Origin of the sequence: Pseudomonas sp. AL 58, from assembly GCF_036348395.1 — a bacterium.
Taxonomy (GTDB): Bacteria; Pseudomonadota; Gammaproteobacteria; order Pseudomonadales; family Pseudomonadaceae; genus Aquipseudomonas; species Aquipseudomonas defluvii.
In genome coordinates this window covers 63,341-86,869 of sequence record NZ_JAZBQR010000017.1, presented here as the reverse complement: position 1 = coordinate 86,869, position 23,529 = coordinate 63,341, and the positions used below count along the sequence as shown (strand labels likewise).

Genomic DNA, 23,529 nt, shown 5'->3' with positions numbered 1-23,529 from the left:
GTGGGTGTTTACCGTTATCCTTGGCGCCTTTTATCGTCGTAAGGGGCCCCTCATGAAAAACCAACTGGTCGAACTCATCGGCAAAATCAGCTCCGGCTGCCTGCGTGAGGATGACATCGAGCGGATCGCTGACGAAGCCGCTCAGGCGTATGCCGATCCAGCCGGGTTTCTGGCCGCCAACCCCGATATCAACTACGACGACACCTTCCCGATTCCCCTGGGTGAATGGGTTGTGGTGGGCAGCCTGCCGGACACCGTGCTGTTCCAGGCTGACAGCTACCAGGACCTGTTCGCCCAGATCGTCGCCTCCTTCGGCCCCGATGTGGCGTTCAACATCAAGCCCAAGCAATTGGCCAAGACTGAAGCCTTGACCGCACTCAACCGCATCCAGATCCAGATGAGCAGCATGAACAAAGAGGCGGGCGGCTATGTGTTGCTCGACTTCAGTGAGCCGCTCGACGATGAATTGCAGGTCGTGCTGGTTTACGGCAACGACCTGGAGCGGGTGCTTGAGTTGTCTGCCGAAGTCGGGATTTCCGCCGCGCCGTCGCTTGAAGCACTGCGGCTGGCCTTGCACGTTTAAGTCGGTGTGGACACCAGGGTGTTGAGCGCTGGCTATGCTCAGTGGCACATCCCGTCACAGGAGCGGCATCATGGGTTCGACATTTAATGGCTTCGTTGGCCTGATCATCCTGGCCCTGGACATCTGGGCAATCATCAACGTGATTAAAAGCAGCGTAGGGACCGGGCCCAAGGTGCTCTGGGTGCTGCTGATCCTGCTGTTGCCGGTGCTGGGCCTGATCATCTGGGCGATTGCCGGCCCCCGGGGCAATGTCCGTCTGTAGGTGCCTGCGCGGCCTGCGGTACCTCGACGAATATTCGACCTGTCATGATCGACAACGTACACTGCGCCCTTTTCTATGGCGGGTGCGTTTGCGCCCGTTGTCAGCCGCTTTTATTGGAGGTCCCGCAATGAGCGACTACCTGGAGACGTTGTACGAAGGCTATGGCCAGCGCTTTCGCATGGACAAGCTGCTGCACGAGGTTCGTACCGAGCACCAGCACCTGGTGATTTTCGAGAACCCGCGCATGGGGCGCGTGATGGCGCTGGACGGTGTGATCCAAACCACCGAGGCCGATGAGTTCATCTACCACGAGATGCTCACCCACGTCCCGATCCTGGCCCATGGCACTGCGCGGCGCGTACTGATCATTGGCGGCGGTGACGGTGGCATGTTGCGTGAAGTGACCAAGCACCGTGGCGTCGAGCACATCACCATGGTCGAGATCGACGGTACCGTGGTCGACATGTGCAAGGAGTTCCTGCCGGAGCACTCCAAGGGTGCCTACGATGACCCGCGCCTGAATCTGGTCATTGATGACGGCATGCGGTTCGTCGCTACCACCGAAGAGAAGTTCGACGTCATCATCTCCGACTCCACTGACCCGATTGGTCCGGGAGAGGTGCTGTTCTCCGAGAACTTCTACCAGGCCTGCCACCGTTGCCTGAACGACGGCGGTATTCTGGTCACTCAGAACGGCACGCCGTTCATGCAGTTGTCTGAAGTTCAAACCACCGCAAGCCGCATGCGCAGCCTGTTCGCCGATTGGCACTTCTACCAGGCCGCGGTACCGACCTACATCGGCGGTGCAATGACCTTCGCGTGGGGCGCTACCAACACCAGTTACCGCAAACTGCCGCTGGAAACCCTGCGTCAGCGTTTCGCCGGCAGTGGAATCGTTACGCGTTATTACAACCCGGAGATTCACATCGGTGCGTTTGCCTTGCCGCAATACGTGCTGCAGGCTGTAAACAAGCCCAGCAACGATTGATGCTGCACTACGGCGCCTTAGGGCGCCGTAGTCGATTTCATGAAGCGTGGCAAGTTTCTGAACAGAATTTTCACATTCGATTGCCGACAATTCGTGCGCTCAAATGCCTGTTCGACGAATGGCTCCCCAGTGCCCGGTTGTTTAGGGCAGGCTTGTTATTTCGCTCTTCGTTTCTTTCAAATCTGAATCTTTGGGATCTTCCTATTCATGGCTAACACGGACGCCTTGAGTCATCAGCGTGCTGCTTCGCGCGCGCTGCAACCGACCGTCAAATCGCACCTGGCCTATACGCTGCTGAGCGGCCTGGTGATCATGCTGATGCTCAGCCTGGTGAGGCTGGCGCTGCTGGTTTACAACAGCGATCAGATCGGCAACACCCCGGTCTCGACGTTGGCTGAGGCGTTCGCCAACGGCCTGCGTTTCGACCTGCGCCTGGTGGTGTACCTCTGCATTCCGCTGATGCTGGCACTGTTGAGTGTTCGGGCGATGGCCGCACGCGGCCTGTTCCGTTTCTGGCTGACCGTGACCGCCAGTGTGGCCATGTTCCTCGGTCTGATGGAGATGGACTTCTACCGTGAATTCCACCAGCGCCTTAACGGGTTGGTCTTCCAGTACGTCAAGGAAGATCCGAAGACCGTACTGAGCATGCTGTGGTACGGCTTCCCTGTCGTACGTTACCTGTTGGCCTGGGCCTTCGGGACCTGGTTGCTGAGCCTGCTGTTCAAAGGTGTCGACCGCATGACGCGGCCTCGTGGCGTATACGGCAGCAGTGTGGCCGGTGCGCGTAGCGTAGCGCCTTGGTATGTGCGCGGCGGCGTGTTCTTCATGGTGCTGTTGGTGGCCGTGGTTGCCGCACGCGGTACCTTGCGTCAAGGCCCGCCAATGCGTTGGGGCGACGCTTACACCACCGATTCGAACTTTGCCAACCAGTTGGGCCTGAACGGTACGCTGACCCTGATCACCGCTGCCAAGAGCCGGATGTCCGAAGAGCGTGACAACATCTGGAAGGCCACCCTGCCGCAGGATGAAGCGCAGGAGACCGTGCGCAGCATGCTGCTGACGCCTCACGACAAGCTGGTCGATGCCGATGAAGCGGCTGTGCGCCGTGAGTTCACCCCGCCAGTCGAGAAAACCCTGCCGATCAAGAACGTCGTGGTGATCCTGCTGGAAAGCTTCGCCGGGCATTCGGTGGGTGCGCTGGGTGCCACCACCAACATTACGCCGTACTTCGACAAACTGGCCAAGGAAGGGTTGCTGTTCGACCGTTTCTTCTCCAACGGCACCCATACCCACCAGGGTATGTTTGCCACCATGGGCTGCTTCCCCAACCTGCCAGGTTTCGAATACCTGATGCAGACGCCTGAAGGCAGCCACAAACTGTCGGGTTTGCCAGCGCTGCTCAGTGCACGCAAATACGATGACGTCTATGTCTATAACGGCGACTTCGCCTGGGACAACCAGTCCGGGTTCTTCAGCAACCAGGGCATGACCACTTTCATTGGCCGTAACGATTTCGTCAATCCAGTATTCTCCGACCCTACCTGGGGCGTGTCTGACCAGGACATGTTCGACCGTGGTGCTGAAGAACTGGCGAAAAACTATGGCAAGAAACCGTTCTATGCCTTGCTGCAAAGCCTGTCCAACCACACGCCGTACGCGTTGCCGAAAAACCTGCCGGTAGAGCCTGTGACGGGCCAGGGTCGTCTCGACGAGCACCTGACCGCCATGCGTTATTCCGACTGGGCATTGGGTCAGTTCTTCGAGAAGGCGCGCAAAGAGCCGTACTTCAAGGAAACCTTGTTCGTTATTGTTGGCGACCATGGTTTCGGCAACAACCAGCAGGTCACCGAACTCGACCTGAGCCGCTTCAACGTACCGCTGCTGCTCATTGCGCCGGGTATCCAGGAGAAGTTCGGTGCGGTCAGCCACACCGTGGGTACCCAGATCGATATCGTGCCGACCATCATGGGTCGCCTCGGTGGCGAAACCCGTCATCAGTGCTGGGGGCGTGACCTGCTTAACCTGCCGGAAGGCGACCAGGGTTTTGGCATGATCAAACCGTCGGGTAGCGAGCAGACCGTTGGCCTGGTAACGGGTGATCGGATTCTGATCGAGTCCAAGGACATGTCGCCACGCATGTACCGCTACCAACTGGGTCGCGAGTTCAAGGCCGAGCGAATCGAAAGCCCGGACCAGGCTGAACTGACGCGCAAGCTGGAGTCGTTCATCCAGACGGCGACCAAGAGCCTGCTGGACAACACCGCCGGTGTGGTTCACGGTGTGCCGGACTGATCACCGGTACTACGTGATGCCTGTTTGACCAAAGCCCCGATTTATCGGGGCTTTTGTTTTTTGATGTGTCGATACGACTTACATCGGTTGGCACGAGCGCTGCGCAAGCGCTAGGATGCACTCAGGGTCTACCTGATTCTCGCTTCCCGGCCCTGTCTTGATCACTAGCTCGAAGGCCCGCGCCTCTACTGTGGGCGATAGCGTCACGCACTGAAGGTTAATCCATCGGTATTTGCGGAGGACGATTCATGAGCAGCCAATATGATGACATCAGCATTAATGTCTTGCGCAGCATGAAGGAAGGCGGGTTCGACTTTGCCCGTATCCACCCCATCGAGTTCTATGCCGTTTTCCCCGATGAGGAGCGTGCCCGCAGAGCAGCCGGGAAATTCCGCGGCGAGTCGCTCAATGCACAGGTCTGTGAATGTGCAGATGGCGGCTGGCATCTGGAGTTGAGCAAGGTGATGTATGCCACCCATGGCGGCATCGATGAGTTCGAACAGGGCTTTGAGGCGGTGATCGCACCGCTAGGTGGTGAGGTTCAAGGCTGGGGGGTCAAGCAAGAGCGTTTGCTGGCCTGAGCCCATCGACCGTCAGCCGGGCACTGCCTCGCAATGAGGCGCCGTCGCCCGGTTGACGGTGTATCTCGCACTGCTCTGGTGCGGTGTTTTTCCCTCGCTTCTATAACCACTTGAAATAAAAGCATTTATGCCGATGGCACGGGGCTTGCGATGACGTCTTGGTCCGGATGACAAGGAGTTCGGCATGATCCGCAGCTTTTATGACGAAATGTATGCCGGCAACGGTGAAGTCCGAGCGCACTACAGCGGATTCGCCAGTTGGCTGGCCGAGACCCCGCCGGAACTGTTGGCACAGCGTCGTCGGGAAGCCGACCTGCTGTTTCATCGTGCCGGTATTACGTTCACCCTCTATGGCGATGAGCAAGGCACTGAACGCCTGATCCCGTTCGACACCATTCCCCGTAGTATTCCCGCCGCTGAGTGGCGCGTGATCGAACGGGGCTGTATCCAGAGGGTCAAGGCCCTCAACCTGTTTCTCGCCGACCTCTACCATGATCAGCGCATTCTGCGGGCCGGCATCATTCCGGCCGAGCAGGTGCTCGCCAACGAGCAGTATCAGTTGGCAATGCAGGGGTTGAATCTGCACCGTGATCTCTACGCGCATATCTCCGGGGTCGATCTGGTGCGCGACAGCGACGGCAGCTACTACGTACTCGAGGACAATCTGCGTACCCCCAGCGGTGTGAGCTACATGCTCGAAGACCGCAAAATGATGATGCGCCTGTTCCCGGAGTTGTTCGCCGCTCAACGCATCGCCCCGATCGATCACTACCCGAACCTGTTACTCGACACCCTGAAAAGTTCCAGCCCGCTGGATAACCCCAGTGTTGTGGTGTTGACCCCCGGTCGTTTTAACAGTGCCTTCTTTGAGCATGCTTTTCTCGCCCGTGAAATGGGCGTGGAACTGGTCGAAGGCGCGGACCTGTTTGTACGGGACGAGCGTGTGTACATGCGCACCACGGACGGCCCCAAGGCGGTCGATGTGATTTACCGGCGCCTGGACGATGCCTTCCTCGATCCGCTGGCCTTCAACCCTGACTCAATGCTGGGCGTGCCCGGCCTGTTGTCTGCCTACCGCTGCGGCAACGTGGTACTGGCCAACGCAATTGGTACCGGGGTCGCCGACGACAAGTCGATCTACCCCTATGTCACCGACATGATCCGTTTCTATCTGGACGAGGAGCCGATTCTGAAGAACGTGCCGACCTGGCAATGCCGCAAACCGGCTGAGTTATCCCATGTGCTGGCGCATTTGCCGGAGCTGGTGGTCAAGGAAACCCAGGGCTCGGGCGGCTACGGCATGTTGGTCGGGCCAGCCGCCAGCCGTGCCGAACTCGAAGCCTTTGCGGCGCGGATCAAAGCGCGTCCTGCGGCCTACATCGCGCAGCCGACGTTGTCGTTGTCGACCTGTCCGACCTTTGTCGAGAACGGCATTGCCCCACGGCATATCGATTTGCGTCCCTTCGTCTTGTCCGGCCGGGAAACCCGCGTGGTGCCCGGTGGTTTGACCCGGGTGGCGCTGCGTGAGGGCTCGCTGGTGGTCAACTCGTCCCAGGGGGGCGGTACCAAGGACACCTGGGTCGTTGAGGATTGAATCATGTTGAGTAGAACGGCCTCGGATCTGTATTGGATGTCGCGTTATCTGGAGCGGGCGGAGAACCTCGCGCGGATGCTTGATGTCAGTTATTCACTGTCACTGATGCCGCAGGACGGCCGCGGCGGCGGCCTTGATGAGCTGGCGATGCCGTTGCTGATCACGGGCACCCTTGATGACTACCTCGAGCGTCATGGCGAACTGCACGCCGAGCGACTGTTGCAGCATTTCGCCCTGGACCCGGGCAACCCGGCCAGTATCTACAGTTGTCTTGGCTCGGCACGGGCCTGTGCGCATGCGGTTCGTGGGCGAATTACCGCCGACATGTGGGAGAACATCAATGCGGCCTGGCTGGAAATCCGTGGCATTGCCGAGCAGGGCGTAGGGCGTTATGGCCTGAGCCGTTTTTGTGAGTGGGTGAAGGAGCGCTCACACCTGTTTCGCGGTGCTACCTACGGCACCATCATGCGCAACGATGCCTTTCGCTTTATCCGGCTGGGCACCTTTATCGAGCGTGCCGACAACACGTTGCGCCTGCTCGACGCCCGCTATGAAGTGCTTGGTGATGAAGCCGATGCGGTCAGTGACAGCTCGGCCCGGGGTTACTACCAGTGGAGCGCCTTGCTCCGGGCCCTGTCGTCTTTCGAGGCTTATACCGAGATCTACCGCGATGCACCTGCGGCGCGGCATGTGGCCGAGTTGCTGTTGCTGCGTGCGGATGTGCCGCGTTCGCTAAGGGCTTGCACTGAAGAGATCGACCAGATCCTGGCCAGCCTGCCTGGCGCCAACGGCCGTCCGGCACAGCGCCTGGCTGCCGAGGTGGATGCGCGCCTGCGCTACACCGGTATCGACGAAATCCTCGATGCAGGCCTGCACCCTTGGTTGAGCGACTACATCCCGCTGGTACGCCAGTTGGGCAACGCCATTCACAGCGCTTACCTGGAGGTCGTATGAGACTGACCATTAGTCATGAAACCGCCTATCACTATGAAGACCCGGTACGCACCAGCATCCAGTACCTGCGCCTGACCCCACACGACACCGAGCGGCAGCAGGTGTTCAATTGGCACCTCGACCTGCCACGACCGGCACGGGCGCAAGTAGACCCATTCGGCAACATCCTGCACGTGTTGAGCCTGGATGAACCGCATTCCGAATTGATTATCCGGGCTCGGGGGCAGGTGGAGATCGACGAGCAGTTCGAGGTTGAACATGAGGCGGGTTCGGCGCTGCCGTTCTTGCGTTTCACGCGGTTGACCGAGGCCGACGAAGCGCTGCGCGCATTTGCCGAGCGTCAATGCCGCAAGCGCCGTGATCGTTCCGCGCTGATTGACCTGATGCAGGGATTGCACGAGCGCATTGCCTACACCCCCGGGGCGACGGCGGTGGAGACCAGTGCCGCGCAAGCGTTCGCGGGTGGCGCGGGCGTCTGTCAGGACCACGCCCACGCGTTCCTGGCGTGCGCCCGCAGCCTTGGCATTCCGGCACGTTATGTGTCTGGCTACTTGTTCGACAGCGATAGCCAGCACCTGGCAAGCCATGCCTGGGCAGAGGCCTGGCTGGACAATGGCTGGTACAGCTTTGATGTCACCAACCAACTGCAGCGCCCCGAACGGCACCTGAAACTGGCGGTCGGCCTCGATTACCTGGACGCGTGCCCGGTGCGCGGCATGCGCCGGGGTGGTGGCTTTGAGCAGATGCACGCCAAGGTGCTGGTCACCCCGACCCTCGGCGCGCAGCAGCAATAGCCCTAGGGCTGCTTGCGCCCGGCCATGTGTTGGAGATAGGCGAGCAGGGCGTCAAGCTCGCCGTCGCTGAGCACACTGCTGCTGAAGCCGGGCATTTTCGCCTGTGGCCACTGACGCAGGCTTTGCGGGTCGCGGATGTAGCGGCGCAGGTGGTCGAGGTGGAAGTACTCGGTCGGGTTGTAGGGCAGGTTCAGGTCCGGGCCAAACTGTGCATCGCCGGCGCCGTTGAGCGTGTGGCAGGCCAGGCAGTTTTTCTGGAACACGGTAAAGCCGAGGTTGACCGGGCTATTGTCTGCAAGCCCAGGTGCGGGGCGCATGGCCGGGAAGCGTTCGGCGACGGCGTCCAGGCGGCGAATGCTGGCAACCTGGAAAGGCCACTGTTCAGGGCTGATATGACCTGCCTGCGGGTTCGTCCATACCAGGTAGAAGGGGCCTGCGCTTGGTTTGCCTTTGCCGAGGCCCGGCCAGGGTTTGGCGGGGTCCTCAATGGCCAGCCAGGCCCGTGCTGGCCCCTTGGCGAGCAGTGGCGCCGCTGGCATCTCGGCGGCGAAGCCGTCCAGCGCAACTGCCTGCAGGTGATCCTGTGCCGAAACCCCGGTCAGCAGGGCGCTGAGGGGGATGGCGCGGTAGTGCATGGCTTTCTTGTAGGAAACATCGTGCGCGATGCTGATCGACTGCGCTTGCGGGTGCTTGAGCAAGTCTTCGGTTTGCCAGTTGATCGGCGCATCACCCAGTTCCAGAACCAGTTGAGCGGCCTGTAACGGTAGGCTCAGCACGGCAAACAGCAGGGCAAGGCAGCGTCGCATGGAACAGTCTCCAACCAATGAGACCGGCAGCATACACTACGGCTGATAGGTTCCTGAGGCGTGCGCGTCGCTCAGCCGAACAGCCGCGATAGATTCGGCAGAATCAAGAGTAGGGTAGTGGCAAAGAGGATGAGCCCTGCCTGACGTACTTTCGTGTGCTTGAACATGGCTGACTGCCTTTTTGTTGTTATTCCTGAATGCCGAGTGGCTTCCCTGTCGAAGGTTTTACGTGTGATTTCGGGCCTGCCAGGCGCCGACACAAACCTGCTGAAAGTGGGTATACAACTAACCTTAGGGTCAACGTCACCCATCTTTTAGAACGGTTTGGTATTTCCAGCGTTTAGAATCTTTGCTTTGGCTATCAGGCGTTTTGCCATGCCATGATGATCGCCCTTGCTAGACACGTGCGTGCAGTTCGTCGGTGGATCCAGTCTGCATGACCGTTCGTCAGTGCATTCTACTTGCTTACAGGCCTTAATCGCGGCAGGCTCTAGCACGCATTTCGCCTTTGTCGTTCGGGACTATCTCTATGTCGCTACGCATCTGCATCCTTGAAACCGACGTCCTGCGGCCGGAACTGGTCGAGCAGTTTCAGGGCTACGGCCGGATGTTCGAGCAACTGTTTGCCCGCCAACCCATCGCCGCCGAGTTCAGCCTGTATAACGTAATGAACGGCGAGTACCCCAGCGATGAGCAATCGTTCGATGCTTACCTGGTTACCGGTAGCAAGGCCGATTCGTTTGGCAGCGATCCCTGGATTCAAACCCTCAAGACTTTTTTGCTTGAGCGCTATCAGCGTGGCGACAAGTTGCTTGGCGTGTGCTTTGGTCATCAGTTGCTGGCGCTGTTGTTGGGGGGCAAGACCGAACGTGCGACGCAGGGCTGGGGTGTCGGTATTCACCGTTATCGCCTGAACGCACAGCAGCCGTGGATGACCCCGGCGATCGAAGACCTGACCTTGCTGATCAGCCATCAGGACCAGGTCACCCGCTTGCCGGAAAACGCCACGCTGATCGCGTCCAGCGAGTTCTGCCAGTATGCGGCCTATCACATCGACGATCAGGTGCTGTGTTTCCAGGGGCACCCCGAGTTCGTTCACGATTACTCACGGGCGCTGCTTGATTTGCGTCAGCAGCACCTGGGTGATGAGGTCTATCGCCAGGGGCTGGCCAGCCTTTCCAGCGAGCACCAGGGTGAAACCGTGGCCGAATGGATGATGCGCTTCGTGGCCCATAAGCCCGAAGGCACGACGGCCTGAGGACGCACCTCAGAGCCAGCCGGAGCGCTTGAAACTGGCGAAGAGCGCAGAGCAGCCTACGGTGATCACCCCCAGTACGGCAAAGTAGCCGTACTGCCAGCCAAGCTCCGGCATGTTCTGGAAGTTCATGCCGTAGATACCGGCCACGGCGGTGGGGAAGGCGAGTATCGCCGCCCAGGCGGCGAACTTGCGCTGGACGATGCTTTGCCGCGATGACTCCAGCAGCATGCCGATCTCGATGGTCTGGCTGGCGATGTCACGAATACCGGCCAGGTCTTCCATCTGCCGAGTCACGTGAATCTGCACATCTCGAAAGTACGGGCGCATGTTCTTGTCGATGAACGGGAACGTCAGGCGTTGCAGTTCCTCGCTGATCTCGACCATCGGCGCCACATAGCGGCGCAAGCGCAGAATGTCCCGGCGCAGGCCGTGCAGGCGCTTGATGTCGTCTTCGTTGAGTGCACCACTCAGTACGCTCTGTTCCAGCTCTTCGATTTCGCCGTGAATCGCTTCGCTGACTGGCTGATAGTTTTCGGTGACAAAATCGAGCAGGGCGTAGAGGACGAAGTCCTCGCCATGCTCCAGCAGCAGCGGGCGCGCTTCGCAGCGTTGGCGTACCAGCGCGTAGGACTTCGAGTGGCCATTGCGGCAGGTGATGATGTACCCCTTGCCGGCGAAGATGTGCGTCTCGATGAACTCCAGCTTGCCCTCGTGGCGCACGGGCGAATACGTCACGATGAACAGCGCGTCGCCGAATGTTTCCAGCTTCGGCCGGCTGTGTTTTTCCAGGGCATCTTCAATGGCCAGTTCGTGCAGGTTGAACTGGCGCTGCAGATTGGCCAGCGCCTGCGCATCAGGCTCTTCCAGGCCGATCCAGACAAAGTGCCCTGGCTTGCTGGCCCAGTGGCTACCTTCGTCCAGTTCGATTGACGTAACTTTTCTGCCGGCGCTGTACACCGCGGCTGCAACGACTCGTCCCATGACTGCTCGCTTCTTCAGGTGATCCTGTCAGCTTGGTATGACTGCATCGATCCGGCAACTGCTCAGGCCGGCGGCAGTTCGTTTTCCATCGTGTCGATGCAGCGCTGCATCTGTTCCCGGCACTGTTGGATCAACGCCGGGATGTCCTCTTTGCCGAGGCCGCTGGTCGAGATGGGCGCCAGCGAGCGGATGATGACGTCGCCGCTGTTCCAGCGATTCAGGCGCATGCGTTGTGCATAACGGCTGACACACACCGGCACGATGGGAACCCCTGCTTCAATTGCCAAGCGGAACGCACCGCTCTTGAAGTCCAGCAACTGGTTGCCGGGGTTGCGTGTACCTTCCGGGAAAATCCAGATCGAGGTGTTGTTGTGCTGCACTATCTGGGTGGTGGCATGGAGCGCCTGCCGTGCATGGTAGGCGTTGCTGCGGTCGACCAGAATGTTGCCGCCAAGCCAGAAGATCTGACCGAAAAAGGGTATCCAGCCCAGGCTTTTCTTGCCGATGCACACCGTGCGTGGTGGGACGACACCGCCGAGGACGAACAGGTCGAAGTTGGACTGGTGGTTGGCGATGATCACGCAGCCGGGCGGCTGGTCGAACAAGGGGCCGACTTCGGCCTTGACCCGCAGGCGCAGCAACCCGCCAATTGGCCAGGCATACAGGCGAGCGAAAATCCGGCTGTTGTCTGGGTTGAAGGGGCGGCACAGGCCAATCAACAAGCCAAGCGTACCCGCCAGCAGAAAGTGTATGCCCAACAGAAGCATACGGATCAGATAAAGCATCGAGTGACTCACACTGGGCAAACGCGGCGCAGTGTACGGCTGTGCACTCGTGGGGGCAAACACTGATGGTGCTGGCCGAGGGCCAAGGCATCGCAGGCAAGGTCGGCCCGGTGTGAAAGCCAGTGCCTTGTGTGGGGCCTGTGGTGAACAGGCTCGCCTGCGATGCGTCGGAGACGTTAGCCCAGGTGTTCCTGATCGAGAATGATTGCATCGTCCAGGGTGTCGAGCAGGGCCTTGCGCACCTTGAGCTTGGTGTTCTTGTGCGCGCTCATGTTGATTTTCTTCAGTTGCCGGGCAGCGGCGAGGGCGGCCTCCTGCAACTGCTCGGCAGCCACGACTTTATCCAGGAAGCCGGCGTCGACGGCGCTGATCGGGTCGAACATCTCGCCATTGATCACCGAGCGGTGAAACGCCGAGCGGCGCAGACGGTCGCGGGCCAGTTCGATGCCGGCGTGGTGCATGGTCATGCCGATCTGTACTTCGTTCAGGCCGATACTGAAAGGGCCTTCGACACCGATACGGTAATCGGCCGAGAGCAGCAGGAAGGCACCCTTGGCCACGGCGTGCCCGGGGCAGGCGACAATCACCGGGAACGGGTGAGCGAGCAGGCGCCGGGACAAGGTAGAGCCTGCCGTGACCAGGCTCACGGCCGCCTGTGGCCCGGAGGTCATCACCTTCAGGTCATAACCGCCGGAGAGGATGCCCGGTTGGCCGGTGATAATTACCACTGCACGGTCTTGCTGCGCACGATCCAGCGCGCTGTTGAACGCGGCGATCACATCGGGAGAGATCGCGTTGACCTTGCCGTTGTTCAGGGTCAGGGTCGCGATACCCTCGTCCAGGTGGTAGGTAATCAGCTCACTCATGAGAGGGATCCTTTGTTAAGAGTGAGGCAGACGTTACTCAGCCTCTGCAGCCAGGTAAAGCGCCAAGGCTGACTGGCCGGTCAGCGCTGGCGCCTGCGGCCCCGTACGCTGGGGGGCGACGGTGAAAGGCGGGTAAAGCGCTTTATAGATTGGCGGCTTTGCCCTATTTGGCGGGCAAGCGTGGCCGTGGCCCTTAAGCGCATGAAAATTCTGAAAAAAACCTTTGCCAAAAGAAAAACTTTCGACTACATTAGCGCCCCTCGACAGGCTGAACAGCTTGACGAGATCCGGTGAAGTGTCCGAGCGGTTGAAGGAGCACGCCTGGAAAGTGTGTATACAGGAAACTGTATCAAGGGTTCGAATCCCTTCTTCACCGCCAGACAAATGAAAGCCCCGAACTCCAGTAGTTCGGGGCTTTTTTGTTTATGCCATGGAATCAGGGAGTAAGGCGTTTCATATGATCAGTGAATATTTCAACGCGTCACAGGTGAAAGCGGCTGAGCAATTGATCATTGCCATCAGCGCTTCGGACGAGTTGCGTGATCGCCATCTGCAAATGTTGCGCGAAACCGAGCTGGATGGCGACGACGCCGAAGAGGCTGAGGGCGACCCATCCCGGCTGTTGTGGATCATCAAGGACATCATCGACTGGGAAACCGGTTTTTACGTCGACTGGAGTGACACGGAGTCCTTCGTCGAATGCCTGGGCGAACTTGCCGAAAGCCGCAGTGTGACGCTGAGCTTCGGCGTTGAAGACCCGCTGGCCGAAGAGTTTCTCGACGAAGTCGAGGTGCCTGAACTGATGCTCCGCGCTCACGCCGAACTGGCCGCGCAAGGCCTGGTGCTGTGGAACTGGGACACCGAGGGTGATGCGTATGGCGGCTGGATCAGTCGCCCGGACGCGGCGCCTGTGATGGCGACCGTTTCCGAGGTCCTGGGTGTCGAGATTCGCGAAGGCAGCGAGTCGTTTTAATGCCAGCGGCCGCCATCGCCCGTCACTGGCGCGATGGCGGCTGTCGACCGCTGCCGTGTTGACCTTAGAAGCTGACCGACGCCGATACCCTGGCTGTGCGTGGCGCACCGGGGAACAAGTAGCCATCCCCCAGGTATTCGCTGGCGTCACGCCAATAACGGCGGTCGAACAGGTTGTCTACCGTCAGGCGCAGTACCGTGTCGTATCCGCCGATGCGGGTGCGGTAGCGGCTGCCAAGATCAAACACGGCATAACTGCCGACGGCCACGCTGCCGGCATGGTTGGCGTATTTGCTGGCGCTGTAGCGGGCACCGCCGAGCAGCGCCAGGCCGGGTAGGCCGGGCAGGCTGTAGTCGGCCTGTAGGGCGGCGCGGAAGTTCGGTACGTTGAGGGCTTGGTGGCCTTCGTAATCGGCGGTGTCGCTTCCCTCGACCCGGGCGCGAATCGCCGCAGCACTGGCATTGATCTGCAGGTTTGACGTCACCCAGCCGCTCGCGCCCAGTTCCAGGCCGGTGTTCTTCTGTTGGCCCTGCTGCACATAAGTGAACGCCCCGGCGCCGTCCGGGCGCATGTACTGGTACGCCTGGCGCAACTGAAACAGCGCTGCGCTGAGGCTCAGGCGTTGCCAGTCGCGTTTGATGCCGACTTCCAGTTGGCGTGACAGGGTGGGGGCCAGGGTTTCTGATGCGTTGCTGGCAAACCATGGTGCGGTGCCGCCCGACGACAACCCTTTGCTGTAGCTGGTGTAGATCGAAATATCCTGGCGCGGTTTGTAGATCAGCGCGGCATTGGGCAGTAGTTCGTAGCGCTGTGTGGTGCGTGTTGAATTGCCGTCTTCATCGAAGGCGTGCTCATCCAGGCGTACCTCGCGCGCGCCCAGCACGGTCTGCCACTGTTCGTTGAAGCTGATGCGGTCACTGATGAACAGGCCGTACTGGCGGCTGTCGAGGCGGCGGGTGCTGTCGCCTAGAGGCAGGGCAGAGGGCACTACGGCTGATGGGTCCTGGTTGATATTGCCTGTGCCGACCCATTCATTGAAAAGACTGCGTTGATCCAGTGTTCGCCGCTGCGCACTGCTGCCGACCGTCAGGTCATGCTCCAGGCTGGCAGCGGTAAAACGGCCATTGAGCGCGACCTGGGCTTCGTCGATGCGTCGGGTATCGTCGGGGCTACGGTAGTCGTAGATATCGTAGTCGCCATTGGGGCTGAAGAAGTTGCCCGGCGGAGGGGTGTTGCAGGTGGCAGCCCAGCACCCAAAGGCAAACGAGCTGTAGTCGTCGATCACCACCTTGCTGCGCGAGGCGCTGAGGCTGCCGGTCCAGGTATCGCTGAAGCGGTACTCGAAGCGCCCACCCAGGTTCAGCGAGTCTATGGTCACGGGCTTGGCCCAACGTTGGTAGGCCAGGTGATCCTCGGGGTCGACACTGTGCGGCAGGCTGTTGCCGCCCAGCAGTTGATAGCCAGGCGCCGAACGCTGCTCGCGCTGCTGATACTCGACGTCCAACTGCAACAGGGCGTCGGGGTTGAGCTGCCAGTCGAACGCCAGCGACGCGAAGTCCCGTTGCCCATCGGCGTGTTCGACATAAGAGCGAATGTCTTCATGGGCCAGGTTGGCCCGCAGGCCGAATTGCCGTTCGCTGCCGAACCAGCCGCCCAGGTCGGCGGCCATGTAGCGCTCACCCTGATCATCGCCTGACAGGGTCAGTGAGCGAACGTCCTCAGGGCGTTTGGTGACGTAGTTGATCACTCCGCCCGGCGCGGATACGCCGCTCTGCAAGCCTGAGAGCCCCTTGAGCAGTTCCACCTGCTGTTTGTTTTCCAGTGCTACGTTCTGCTCCCCGGTGATGGTCTGGCCGTTGATCTTGTAGCTGCTGGCTGCATCCAGGCTGAAGCCACGCACCATGAAGTTCTCGTAGTAGCCCACCGGCGCATAATTTTCGCCGACAGAGGCATCGCTTTGCAGCACTTCGCTGAGCAGACGCACCTGGCGGTCGGCAATCAGCGACTCGGTAAACACCGAGACCGAGGCGGGCGTGTCGAGCAGTGGGGCGGGCTGGAAGCCGCCGACGGTCGCTTCGTGGGCCTGGTAGCCCTCGTCCAGTTGGTCAGAGACTGTCAACGGTGCCAGTGTGATGCCGTTTTCGGCCATGGCGTGCGATGAGCTCAAGGCTAGGCTGAAGCTCAGCAGGCCGAGGGGCAGGCGGTGCAGGGTCATGCGAAAAGCTCCTTGAGGGCCTGCAGCGGGTGCGCCGTTATAGCTCGGCTGCTACCCAAGTGCTGGAGGCCCGGTGCGGCGAAACATTAAGTGCGCTAGAACGCGATAACTACCGGCATTGCGCCGGACAGCTGCGGGGGCGAAAAACGGCCGCTATCTTAGCAGGGGCGCCATGGACAAGGCGCCCCTGAGTTCACCGAAAATTCAGTGAGTTGTAAGAAGGGGGGAGGGCTCTAGTGCTCTGACGGCGGCGACGATGGCTTGTGTTTACGCCACTGGCCGTCAAGCTTTGACCAGGTCTTGCCGTCGGTGACAGCCATCAGTTTGCGCCCGTCCTTGAGCGTGGCCACGAAGGTCACCTCTTCCTCCTTGCCGCCCAGCCAGAGGCCGGCGATCAAGCCAAGAGGGCCTGCCATCAGTGCGCCGGCCACGCCCCAGCCAAGGGCGCTGCTCAGGCTGCGATTAAACTCCTGATTGGCGATTTTCATGTCCCTGATGCGTGACAGGGTGATTTTTTCTCCGGGCATGGGGTTTTTGCAGGTCTTGAGTGTGAGCGATCCATTGCGGTACTCGCCCTCACCTTGCAAGAAATCGCCGGCTTGAACCGTGAGTCTTGTCATAGCGCTTCCCAGTGAGTAAAGGGGCTGTTGACCAACGCCCTACTCAGCCCTTTGCGCTATGACAAGTCAATCACCAGGCGACGGAGGGTCGTGTTCTGATTTTCAGGCGGGACTGGTCAGGCGAGCGCGTTTGTACTGTGCCAGTAGCCATACCAGTAGCGCCAGGCCACCGATGATCGTTCCGGCCAGCGCGATCCCGTCCCAGCCATAAGCCTGGAACAGTTGTGTACCGAGCAATGAACCCAGTGCGCCGCCGATGAAGTAGCAGGTGATATAGCCTGCGTTCAGCCGGTTACGTGCCTCCGGGCGCAGGGCAATCACCGCATTCTGGTTGCTCACGTGTACCAGTTGTACTGCCAGATCCAGAACCAGCACGCCAACCAGCAATGCAGCCAGTGACGATTGGGCGAAGGCCAGCGGCAACCAGGCCAGCAGCAACGCCAGCAGGCCGACCAGGGTGCCCATTGAGCCCTTGCCTCGGTCGGCAAGGCGGCCGGCCCAGTTCGCGGCCAGGGCGCCGGCGGCACCGGCCAGGCCGAACAGGCCGATGATCGCGTCGGTGTAGTGATAAGGCTCGGCAGACAGCAGGAAGGCCAGTGGTGTCCAGAACAGCGCGAACAGGCTGAAGGCCAGCAGGCCGAGCAGTGAGCGCAGGCGCAACACCGGTTCTTCGGCGAACAGGCTGAACACCGAGCCGATCAAGGCGGGATAGCGCATGCCTGCAGGTTGATGGCGCGATGGCAGGGCGCGCAGCAGGGCAAGGGTGCACAGGGTCATCAGCCCGGCTGCCAGCAGGTAAATACTGCGCCAGTCCCCCAGGGTTGCCATGAAACCGGCTGCGGTGCGCGCTAGCAGGATGCCCAGCAACAAGCCGCTCATCAGTGTGCCCACCACCCGGCCGCGTTGCCCCGGATCACTCAGGCCGGCGGCCATGGGTACCAGTACCTGGGCCACTACCGAGAACAGGCCGGTCAACGCGGTGCCCAACAGTAACCAGGGCAGGCTCGCAGATAAGGCGCTGATCAGCAGGCCGAGGGTGCTGATGCTCATCATGGTGACAATCAGGCGTCGCTGTTCGAACAGGTCACCGAGTGGCACCAACAGCAGCAGCCCGACGCCGTAGCTCAGTTGGGCCGTAACGACGATGCTGCCCGCGCTTGCGGTGCTGAGGTTGAACTGCTGGGCAATGCTGTGCAGCAGTGGTTGTGCATAGTAGTTGCTGGCGACGGCGAGGCCCGTGGCAATGGCCATCAGCAGAATCAGTGCGCGGCTCAGCGGTGGCGTGGCGGCGGTCATCGGACGTTCCCTGTATCGGTGGTTGGTGCGTGCTGGTGCCTAGTATCGACAGCGCCTTAATATGACGCCAATGTATCGTTTTCATTCGATCAATCTATAAAACAGATGAATGTATGAACCTCAAGCAGATCGAGTACGCGTTGGCTGTTGCCGATACCGGCAGTTTCACCCTGGCTGCGCAGCGTTGCCATGTCGTGCAGTCGGCATTGAGCCACCAGATTGCCCGGCTTGAAGAGACCTTGGGGGCGCGACTGTTTGAGCGAAGCTCGCGACGGGTGAGCCTGACGCCCGCCGGCGAAGCCTTTGTGGTCAGCGGCCAGGCTGCGCTGGAGGCCGCCCGGCGGATTGGTGATGATGTCGCCGCCGCCTGTGGAGAAGTGCGTGGGCGCTTGTCCATAGGCGAGATCAGCTCTCTGACAGAGCTGGATCTGGTCGACCTGTTGGCAGGTTTCCATCATGAGTACCCGCAGGTTGATATTCGCTGGCTGATCAACAAGAGCGAGGTGTTGATGGCGGATGTGCGGGAGCGGCGCCTGGATGTTGCCTTTATCGGTGTCTGGCCTGGTGAACCGATCGAGGGGGTGGCGTCGCGGCTGTTGGCCAGGGAAGAACTGGTGGCGTTGTTGCCTGCGGGGCATCCGTTGGCCTGCCAGTCACGCGTGTGTCTGGCCGACCTGGAAGACCAACCGCTGGTGGACTTTCCAGCGGGTACAGGCGCTCGGCGCCAGACCGATGAAGCCTTCACCGCCGCCGGGGTGCGCCATCGGGTGCAGTTCGAGGTCGGTAGTGTGATGTTGGTGGAAAAGTTTGTTCAGCGCGGGTTGGCCCTGGGGTTGGTGGCCGCACCCATTGCCCGAGGTTTCAAGGGGGTGGTGGCCTTGCCGGTCAGTGATGCCCCTGTGCGCCATGTCTACGCCATTTGGTCGAATTCGCCGTCGCCGGCCGCCAAGGCATTCCTGCAGGTACTGGAACGCTGTCTTGATGCCAGGGCCAACAACTACTGAACGGCAATCACCTCATAGTCCTGGCGTACCCCGGCCAGAACCAGGCTGACGGCGTCGCCTTCCTGCTTGCCCATCAGGCTCTGGCCCAGTGGCGAGCGGGGAGTGATGACGGTAATCAGGGTTTGCGCCTGGGTGATCGTGAGGCCGGCGGCCTCGGGGCCGATGAACAGATGCCGTTGATTGCCGTTTTCCGCTTCCAGGGTCACCAGGTTGCTGACCTGAATGCCGCGTTCCGGGTCGTAGGGGCGCAGCAGGAGCTGTTGGTAGGCAATTCGTCCCTGGCGGATTTCTTCTGTGCGGCGTGCCTGGCCTGTGGCCAGGTATGAGGCTTCCAGGCCCAGGGTGTCGTATTTGTTCTCGGCGATGTTCTCTTCGTGGGTCGCCGTTTCATAAGCGGTCTGGGCCGCGCGCTGGGCAACCTCCAGGTCAATACCCAGTTTTTCGATGATCTGTTGCAGCAGTTCGGCCTTGTTCATGTCAGTTGCAAAATTCCAGGACGTTGGCGCGGCTTTTATCGGTTGGTGCAGTGCGGTTCTGTTGCAGCCAGAACTGGCACTTGGGGTTGGACAGGTTACGTGGATTGCTTTCCATCTGCTCCTCGGCCTGCTGCACTTCCTGTTTGCGCAGTATTTCCTTGTAGCGCTCGAACATCGGGTTATCGGCCGCAGCAGGTTGTTGAGGCGCCTGTACCGGGGCTGGGCGCAGGGTTTCAACCGCCTGGCTCAGCGGCGCGGTGGCTTGCGGCGCAAAATGCAGGGCCAGCCAGACGGTCAGCGCGATGGCGGCGAACCCCAGCCACAGGCCCAGGGCAATGCAGATGATCAATTGAAACGGTTTTAGGGTAATGCTCAGGGCGTGACGTCGTGCGCGAAGGGGCATGGCAGCCTCCTGGCCAGGGCGAGGAAAATGCAATTGTCGCATGCCGTTCCGGGTTTTTTCAGTGTCGGTGCTTTTGTCTGCGATGATTTATCCGGACAATCCACGCTTTTTTCTGACCGATACCTGAGGTGCCTCACATGAATGCTTCCTGGGACATCTTCTGTCGTGTGGTCGATAACTATGGCGATATCGGCGTCACCTGGCGCCTGGCCCGGCAGTTGGTGGCGGAACAGGGGCTGGCGGTGCGTCTGTGGGTGGATGATCTGGGGGCGTTCGTACGTATTTGTCCACAGGCTGATCCGGCTGCCGGGCAACAGTGGCAGCAGGGCGTTCAGGTCTGCCAGTGGCCCGTCGATTGGCAGCCAACCCCGGTGGCCGATGTCGTGATCGGAGCCTTTGGCTGTCAGCTGCCGCCTGCCTACGTTCAGGCCATGCTGGAACACCCGACGCCGGTACTGTGGTTGAACCTTGAGTACCTCAGTGCCGAGGATTGGGTTGAGGGGTGTCACGGGTTGCCGTCGCCTCAGGCCAATGGGCTGCGCAAGGTTTTTTTCTTTCCGGGTTTTACCACCAGGACGGGCGGGCTGCTGCGTGAAGCGAGCCTGTTGGCGCGGCGTCAGGCGTTTGAGCAGGATCCGCTGGCGCGGCAGGCGTTTTTGCGGGGCATTGGCGTGCAACCACACGCCAATGCCCGGCTGATTTCATTGTTTGCCTACGAAAACCCAGGGGTGGCCAGTTGGCTCGAGGCCCTGGCTACCGACAGTCGGCCCAACCATCTGCTGGTGCCCGAAGGGCGCATTCTGGGTGATGTGCAGGCATGGCTGGGGGAGACGGGGCTGGCGCCCGGCAGCATCGCTCGCCGTGGTGCATTGACCGTGCAGATCCTGCCGTTTGTCAGCCAGGACGAGTACGACCAGTTGTTGTGGTGTTGCGATTTCAATGCGGTGCGCGGGGAGGACTCGTTTGTCCGTGCGCAGTGGGCTGGGCGCCCACTGCTCTGGCATATCTATGTGCAGGAAGCGTACGCCCACTGGGAAAAACTCGAGGCCTTTCTGGAGCACTACACCCAAGGTCTGTCGGCAGCGGCGAGTGCCGCGTTGGTGGATCTCTGGCGTGCCTGGAACATGGATCGTGATATGGGGCCGGCCTGGCAACAGCTGCTTGCGCACTGGCCGGAACTGGACGCGCACGCCCGGCGTTGGTGCGCTACGCAGGCCGCTCAGCCGGACCTTGCCACGACGCTGGTACAGTTTTACCGAAATTGGCTATGATATGCGGCCTCGATTTTTGTAAATCCATCCAAATTCGGATATCTCGTAATGAAAACTGGTAAAGAGCTGAAACCCGGTACCGTACTGCGGATCGACAACGACCCGTGGCTGGTTCAGAAAGCGGAATTCACCAAGTCGGGCCGTAACAGCGCGATCATGAAGACCAAGCTGAAAAACCTGCTGACCGGCTACAAGACTGAAACCGTTTACGGTGCAGACGACAAGCTGGACGACGTGATCCTGGATCGCAAAGAAGCGACCCTGTCGTTCATCAGCGGTGACTCCTACACCTTCATGGACACCTCCGACTACACCATGTACGAACTGAACGCCGAAGACATCGAGGCCGTTCTGCCGTACATCGAAGAAGGCATGGAAGACGTCTGCGAAGCTGTATTCTTCGAAGGCCGTCTGGTTTCCGTTGAGCTGCCGACCACCATCAGCCGTCAGGTTGTGTACACCGAAAACGCCGCACGTGGCGACACTTCGGGCAAGGTCATGAAGCCAGCTAAACTGAAGAACGGTACCGAGATCTCGGTTGCTGACTTCATCCAGATCGACGAGTGGATCGACATCGACACTCGCGACAACAGCTTCAAGGGCCGTTCCAAGAAGTAATTTCCTGGCGCCCACGAAAAACCCGGCCTTTGCCGGGTTTTTTTGTGTCTGCAGTGCCGTGAAAGGGGGGGCTTACTGCCAGCGCAGCTCACTGCGCAACGCCAGGTCCCATGGTGGTACCGGGCTGAAGCGGCTCTTGAGGAACTCAAGCAGCAAGCGGCTGCGGGAGTTGGTTTCGTGCTCCAGGCGCAAGGCATAGATGCCGCTGCTTTCCGCTGCTGGCAGGCCGTTGTCGCAGAACAGCGGCAGCAGCTCCCCGCGTAGCAGGTACTCGCTGATCAACCAGGTCGGCAGGTGGGCGATGCCCAGCCCGGCCAGTGCGCCGAACAACAGGGTTTCTGCGTTGTTGGCGCTCATGCGCATGCGTGAGGGCCGCAGCAGGCGCATCTGTCCGTCGATGGCAAAACGCCAGGCGAACGGCGGGGCCAGGCCGTCCCAGTCCAGGCCATCATGTTCTGGCAGTTCCTGCGGGCTGCTCGGCACACCGCGCTGTTCCAGGTAGGCCGGGCTGGCGCAGGCAATGCGCACCATGTAGGCCAAGGGTGTCGCTACCAGGCGGGTATCGGCCAGTGGCCCGGCACGCAGCACCAGATCGACTTCGCCCAGGTGCGCGCCATGCAGGTCGACGAAGCTGTCGATCAGGCGCAGTTGAACATCCAGGCCTGGGTAGGCCACCAGGAAATCAGCGATTGCAGGCGCCAGATGGCGGCGTCCGAACGCGGCGGGCGCATCAATGCGAATCAGGCCTTCAGGCGCGTTGCTCAATGACACGGCTTCGGCCCGCGCCAGGCGCAGTTCTTCAACGATACGCCGGGCGCGCTCGGCGAATGCGTTACCAGCTGGGGTGGGACGCACCGCGTGGGTGCTGCGCACGAACAGTCGGCTGCCTACGGCGGCCTCCAGGGCATCGATGCGCCGGGCCACCGCAGACGGCGTTAGCGGGTGGCGTCGGGAGGCCGCGGAAAAGCTGCCTGCCGCCAGAACATCGAGGAAAAGGCTGAGTTGTTCGGTGAGGGCATCAGGGTTCATCGGCTGTATCGCCTTTGCGTAATTGGCATAGCCATTGTGCGTTGCTGTGCGTTTCCCTACTAGCCCTGGCTGGGTAGCATGTGACGATTGATGACCTTCAAGGGGCCGGAATGATCGAGTGGATGATGTACATCGCGTTGGGCGCCGCCTTGGGTACGATGGGTGGGTTGTTTGGCATCGGCGGCGGTTTGATCGCGATTCCTGCGCTGGGCCTGCTGTTTGGCCTCGATCAGCAGTTGGCACAGGGCACTGCGTTGGTGATGGTGGTGCCTAACGTGTTGCTGGCCCTGTGGCGCTACCATCAGCGCAACCGGATTGCCGTGCAGCATGCGTTGCCGCTGGCCGCGGCAGGCTTTGTCTTTGCCTGGCTGGGGTCGATCTGGGCCGTGGGCCTGGATGCTGGTGCGATGCGCCTGGGCTTTGTCGGTTTCCTGATCGCGCTGGTGGTCTGGAACCTGGCGCGCATGTTCATGCGCAGCACGCCGCCCTCGAGCGAGTTGCGCCAACCCTGGCCGTGGCTGGGCGTGCTGGGCAGTGGCGCCGGTGTTGTGGGTGGCCTGTTCGGTGTGGGCGGTGCGGTGATTGCCACGCCGGTGCTGACCAGCGTGTTCGGCACGACTCAAGTGGTCGCCCAAGGCCTTTCGCTGGCGTTGGCGGCGCCCAGCACGGCGGTAACCCTGGTCACATATGGCGTGCATCAGCACGTGGATTGGAGCATGGGCGTTCCCTTGGCGCTGGGCGGGCTGCTCAGTATCAGTTGGGGGGTAAAGCTGGCCCATGCCTTGCCGGAGAAGGTGCTGCGTTCACTGTTCTGCGGGTTTCTGGTGCTGTGTGCGGTGATGCTGGCGTTCAAGGTGTGAGGCGGACACATCGGTGTGCG

General features: G+C 60.7%; 24 protein-coding genes and 1 tRNA gene. 15 read left to right on the top strand and 10 right to left on the bottom strand.

From position 1 onward, the window contains the following. The first annotated feature begins 52 nt into the window (after positions 1-52). From UIA24_RS18125 to UIA24_RS18090, 8 genes are all read left to right on the top strand, one after another. Entirely contained in the window at positions 53-583 is a 531-nt protein-coding gene (locus UIA24_RS18125) for a hypothetical protein (protein ID WP_065759883.1), read from the top strand. A 70-nt stretch (positions 584-653) separates the two neighbouring features. Further along, positions 654-845: a PLDc N-terminal domain-containing protein gene (locus UIA24_RS18120; protein ID WP_065759884.1), complete on the top strand. Its 192-nt coding sequence runs from the start codon at positions 654-656 to the stop codon at positions 843-845. Between the two features lie 127 nt (positions 846-972). Then, on the top strand, positions 973-1,833 hold the full coding sequence (gene speE, locus UIA24_RS18115) for a polyamine aminopropyltransferase (protein WP_065759885.1): 861 nt from the start codon (positions 973-975) through the stop codon (positions 1,831-1,833). A 207-nt stretch (positions 1,834-2,040) separates the two neighbouring features. Next, on the top strand, positions 2,041-4,125 hold the full coding sequence (locus tag UIA24_RS18110; RefSeq protein WP_099775483.1) for an LTA synthase family protein: 2,085 nt from the start codon (positions 2,041-2,043) through the stop codon (positions 4,123-4,125). A 248-nt stretch (positions 4,126-4,373) separates the two neighbouring features. After that, complete coding sequence (locus UIA24_RS18105; RefSeq protein ID WP_065759887.1) at positions 4,374-4,706, top strand: ribonuclease E inhibitor RraB; 333 nt, start codon at positions 4,374-4,376, stop codon at positions 4,704-4,706. A 184-nt stretch (positions 4,707-4,890) separates the two neighbouring features. Continuing rightward, on the top strand, positions 4,891-6,300 hold the full coding sequence (locus UIA24_RS18100; RefSeq protein WP_099775482.1) for a circularly permuted type 2 ATP-grasp protein: 1,410 nt from the start codon (positions 4,891-4,893) through the stop codon (positions 6,298-6,300). 3 nt (positions 6,301-6,303) lie between these two features. After that, the gene (locus UIA24_RS18095; RefSeq protein WP_099775481.1) at positions 6,304-7,254 is read left to right on the top strand and encodes an alpha-E domain-containing protein; all 951 of its coding nucleotides are present in this window, start codon (positions 6,304-6,306) and stop codon (positions 7,252-7,254) included. After that, entirely contained in the window at positions 7,251-8,048 is a 798-nt protein-coding gene (locus tag UIA24_RS18090) for a transglutaminase family protein (RefSeq protein ID WP_330523481.1), read from the top strand. The genes UIA24_RS18095 and UIA24_RS18090 overlap by 4 nt, the downstream gene beginning before the upstream one ends. Before the next feature lie 2 nt (positions 8,049-8,050). On the opposite strand, the gene UIA24_RS18085 is transcribed toward UIA24_RS18090, so the two are convergent. After that, positions 8,051-8,854, bottom strand: coding sequence for a cytochrome c (locus UIA24_RS18085; RefSeq protein WP_330523480.1), 804 nt, complete (start codon positions 8,852-8,854; stop codon positions 8,051-8,053). A gap of 529 nt (positions 8,855-9,383) precedes the next feature. Between UIA24_RS18085 and UIA24_RS18080 the strand changes: the two genes are divergently transcribed. Then, entirely contained in the window at positions 9,384-10,112 is a 729-nt protein-coding gene (locus UIA24_RS18080) for an amidotransferase (RefSeq protein WP_065759892.1), read from the top strand. Positions 10,113-10,121: 9 nt separating this feature from the next. Here UIA24_RS18080 and UIA24_RS18075 read toward each other — a convergent pair whose 3' ends face one another. The 3 genes from UIA24_RS18075 to UIA24_RS18065 all read right to left on the bottom strand — a co-directional run bounded on the left by UIA24_RS18075 (position 10,122) and on the right by UIA24_RS18065 (position 12,744). After that, positions 10,122-11,093, bottom strand: coding sequence for a magnesium and cobalt transport protein CorA (locus tag UIA24_RS18075; RefSeq protein WP_065759893.1), 972 nt, complete (start codon positions 11,091-11,093; stop codon positions 10,122-10,124). A gap of 62 nt (positions 11,094-11,155) precedes the next feature. After that, entirely contained in the window at positions 11,156-11,878 is a 723-nt protein-coding gene (locus UIA24_RS18070; protein ID WP_330523479.1) for a lysophospholipid acyltransferase family protein, read from the bottom strand. A 176-nt stretch (positions 11,879-12,054) separates the two neighbouring features. Continuing rightward, entirely contained in the window at positions 12,055-12,744 is a 690-nt protein-coding gene (locus tag UIA24_RS18065) for a crotonase/enoyl-CoA hydratase family protein (RefSeq protein ID WP_065759895.1), read from the bottom strand. A gap of 289 nt (positions 12,745-13,033) precedes the next feature. Here UIA24_RS18065 and UIA24_RS18060 point away from each other — a divergent pair. After that, positions 13,034-13,123: transfer RNA gene (locus UIA24_RS18060), tRNA-Ser, on the top strand. A 78-nt stretch (positions 13,124-13,201) separates the two neighbouring features. After that, positions 13,202-13,717, top strand: a complete 516-nt coding sequence (locus UIA24_RS18055; RefSeq protein ID WP_330523476.1) for a DUF6630 family protein — start codon at positions 13,202-13,204, stop codon at positions 13,715-13,717. A 64-nt stretch (positions 13,718-13,781) separates the two neighbouring features. On the opposite strand, the gene UIA24_RS18050 is transcribed toward UIA24_RS18055, so the two are convergent. From UIA24_RS18050 to UIA24_RS18040, 3 genes are all read right to left on the bottom strand, one after another. After that, complete coding sequence (locus UIA24_RS18050; protein WP_330523475.1) at positions 13,782-15,932, bottom strand: TonB-dependent siderophore receptor; 2,151 nt, start codon at positions 15,930-15,932, stop codon at positions 13,782-13,784. 233 nt (positions 15,933-16,165) lie between these two features. Then, positions 16,166-16,552 carry a hypothetical protein gene (locus UIA24_RS18045; RefSeq protein WP_065761888.1) on the bottom strand — a complete coding sequence of 129 codons (387 nt, stop codon included), beginning with the start codon at positions 16,550-16,552 and terminating at the stop codon, positions 16,166-16,168. 102 nt (positions 16,553-16,654) lie between these two features. Then, on the bottom strand, positions 16,655-17,848 hold the full coding sequence (locus UIA24_RS18040) for an MFS transporter (RefSeq protein ID WP_330523474.1): 1,194 nt from the start codon (positions 17,846-17,848) through the stop codon (positions 16,655-16,657). Positions 17,849-17,961: 113 nt separating this feature from the next. On the opposite strand from UIA24_RS18040, the gene UIA24_RS18035 reads away from it, so the two are divergent. After that, positions 17,962-18,852, top strand: a complete 891-nt coding sequence (locus tag UIA24_RS18035; RefSeq protein ID WP_099775474.1) for a LysR family transcriptional regulator — start codon at positions 17,962-17,964, stop codon at positions 18,850-18,852. On the opposite strand, the gene UIA24_RS18030 is transcribed toward UIA24_RS18035, so the two are convergent. Both UIA24_RS18030 and UIA24_RS18025 read right to left on the bottom strand, forming a co-directional pair. Next, a complete protein-coding gene (locus tag UIA24_RS18030) occupies positions 18,846-19,328 on the bottom strand; it encodes a GreA/GreB family elongation factor (RefSeq protein ID WP_065760480.1) in 483 nt (160 codons plus the stop codon). The two genes, UIA24_RS18035 and UIA24_RS18030, sit on opposite strands and share 7 nt — an antisense overlap. Before the next feature lies 1 nt (position 19,329). Beyond that, on the bottom strand, positions 19,330-19,731 hold the full coding sequence (locus UIA24_RS18025) for a hypothetical protein (protein ID WP_099775473.1): 402 nt from the start codon (positions 19,729-19,731) through the stop codon (positions 19,330-19,332). Positions 19,732-19,868: 137 nt separating this feature from the next. On the opposite strand from UIA24_RS18025, the gene earP reads away from it, so the two are divergent. Next, complete coding sequence (earP, locus tag UIA24_RS18020) at positions 19,869-21,002, top strand: elongation factor P maturation arginine rhamnosyltransferase EarP (RefSeq protein ID WP_330523473.1); 1,134 nt, start codon at positions 19,869-19,871, stop codon at positions 21,000-21,002. 48 nt (positions 21,003-21,050) lie between these two features. Continuing rightward, positions 21,051-21,620, top strand: a complete 570-nt coding sequence (efp, locus tag UIA24_RS18015) for an elongation factor P (protein ID WP_102053196.1) — start codon at positions 21,051-21,053, stop codon at positions 21,618-21,620. 72 nt (positions 21,621-21,692) lie between these two features. Here the strand turns inward: efp and UIA24_RS18010 are convergent, their stop codons facing one another. Beyond that, complete coding sequence (locus tag UIA24_RS18010; protein ID WP_065760476.1) at positions 21,693-22,649, bottom strand: LysR family transcriptional regulator; 957 nt, start codon at positions 22,647-22,649, stop codon at positions 21,693-21,695. A gap of 110 nt (positions 22,650-22,759) precedes the next feature. On the opposite strand from UIA24_RS18010, the gene UIA24_RS18005 reads away from it, so the two are divergent. Beyond that, the gene (locus tag UIA24_RS18005) at positions 22,760-23,509 is read left to right on the top strand and encodes a sulfite exporter TauE/SafE family protein (RefSeq protein WP_102053197.1); all 750 of its coding nucleotides are present in this window, start codon (positions 22,760-22,762) and stop codon (positions 23,507-23,509) included. Positions 23,510-23,529: the final 20 nt, after the last annotated feature.

Excerpts from the sequence above, each read along its gene's own strand:
- UIA24_RS18080 (WP_065759892.1), top strand. The coding sequence starts at position 9,384 with ATGTCGCTACGCATCTGCATCCTTGAAACCGACGTCCTGCGGCCGGAA.
- UIA24_RS18010 (WP_065760476.1), bottom strand. The coding sequence starts at position 22,649 with ATGAACCCTGATGCCCTCACCGAACAACTCAGCCTTTTCCTCGATGTT.
- UIA24_RS18085 (WP_330523480.1), bottom strand. The coding sequence starts at position 8,854 with ATGCGACGCTGCCTTGCCCTGCTGTTTGCCGTGCTGAGCCTACCGTTA.
- UIA24_RS18050 (WP_330523475.1), bottom strand. The coding sequence starts at position 15,932 with ATGACCCTGCACCGCCTGCCCCTCGGCCTGCTGAGCTTCAGCCTAGCC.
- efp (WP_102053196.1), top strand. The coding sequence starts at position 21,051 with ATGAAAACTGGTAAAGAGCTGAAACCCGGTACCGTACTGCGGATCGAC.
- UIA24_RS18125 (WP_065759883.1), top strand. The coding sequence starts at position 53 with ATGAAAAACCAACTGGTCGAACTCATCGGCAAAATCAGCTCCGGCTGC.
- UIA24_RS18030 (WP_065760480.1), bottom strand. The coding sequence starts at position 19,328 with ATGAACAAGGCCGAACTGCTGCAACAGATCATCGAAAAACTGGGTATT.
- UIA24_RS18090 (WP_330523481.1), top strand. The coding sequence starts at position 7,251 with ATGAGACTGACCATTAGTCATGAAACCGCCTATCACTATGAAGACCCG.
- earP (WP_330523473.1), top strand. The coding sequence starts at position 19,869 with ATGAATGCTTCCTGGGACATCTTCTGTCGTGTGGTCGATAACTATGGC.
- UIA24_RS18110 (WP_099775483.1), top strand. The coding sequence starts at position 2,041 with ATGGCTAACACGGACGCCTTGAGTCATCAGCGTGCTGCTTCGCGCGCG.
- UIA24_RS18055 (WP_330523476.1), top strand. The coding sequence starts at position 13,202 with ATGATCAGTGAATATTTCAACGCGTCACAGGTGAAAGCGGCTGAGCAA.
- UIA24_RS18105 (WP_065759887.1), top strand. The coding sequence starts at position 4,374 with ATGAGCAGCCAATATGATGACATCAGCATTAATGTCTTGCGCAGCATG.
- UIA24_RS18040 (WP_330523474.1), bottom strand. The coding sequence starts at position 17,848 with ATGACCGCCGCCACGCCACCGCTGAGCCGCGCACTGATTCTGCTGATG.
- UIA24_RS18045 (WP_065761888.1), bottom strand. The coding sequence starts at position 16,552 with ATGACAAGACTCACGGTTCAAGCCGGCGATTTCTTGCAAGGTGAGGGC.
- UIA24_RS18065 (WP_065759895.1), bottom strand. The coding sequence starts at position 12,744 with ATGAGTGAGCTGATTACCTACCACCTGGACGAGGGTATCGCGACCCTG.
- UIA24_RS18025 (WP_099775473.1), bottom strand. The coding sequence starts at position 19,731 with ATGCCCCTTCGCGCACGACGTCACGCCCTGAGCATTACCCTAAAACCG.
- UIA24_RS18070 (WP_330523479.1), bottom strand. The coding sequence starts at position 11,878 with ATGCTTTATCTGATCCGTATGCTTCTGTTGGGCATACACTTTCTGCTG.
- UIA24_RS18035 (WP_099775474.1), top strand. The coding sequence starts at position 17,962 with ATGAACCTCAAGCAGATCGAGTACGCGTTGGCTGTTGCCGATACCGGC.
- UIA24_RS18075 (WP_065759893.1), bottom strand. The coding sequence starts at position 11,093 with ATGGGACGAGTCGTTGCAGCCGCGGTGTACAGCGCCGGCAGAAAAGTT.
- speE (WP_065759885.1), top strand. The coding sequence starts at position 973 with ATGAGCGACTACCTGGAGACGTTGTACGAAGGCTATGGCCAGCGCTTT.
- UIA24_RS18120 (WP_065759884.1), top strand. The coding sequence starts at position 654 with ATGGGTTCGACATTTAATGGCTTCGTTGGCCTGATCATCCTGGCCCTG.
- UIA24_RS18005 (WP_102053197.1), top strand. The coding sequence starts at position 22,760 with ATGATCGAGTGGATGATGTACATCGCGTTGGGCGCCGCCTTGGGTACG.
- UIA24_RS18095 (WP_099775481.1), top strand. The coding sequence starts at position 6,304 with ATGTTGAGTAGAACGGCCTCGGATCTGTATTGGATGTCGCGTTATCTG.
- UIA24_RS18100 (WP_099775482.1), top strand. The coding sequence starts at position 4,891 with ATGATCCGCAGCTTTTATGACGAAATGTATGCCGGCAACGGTGAAGTC.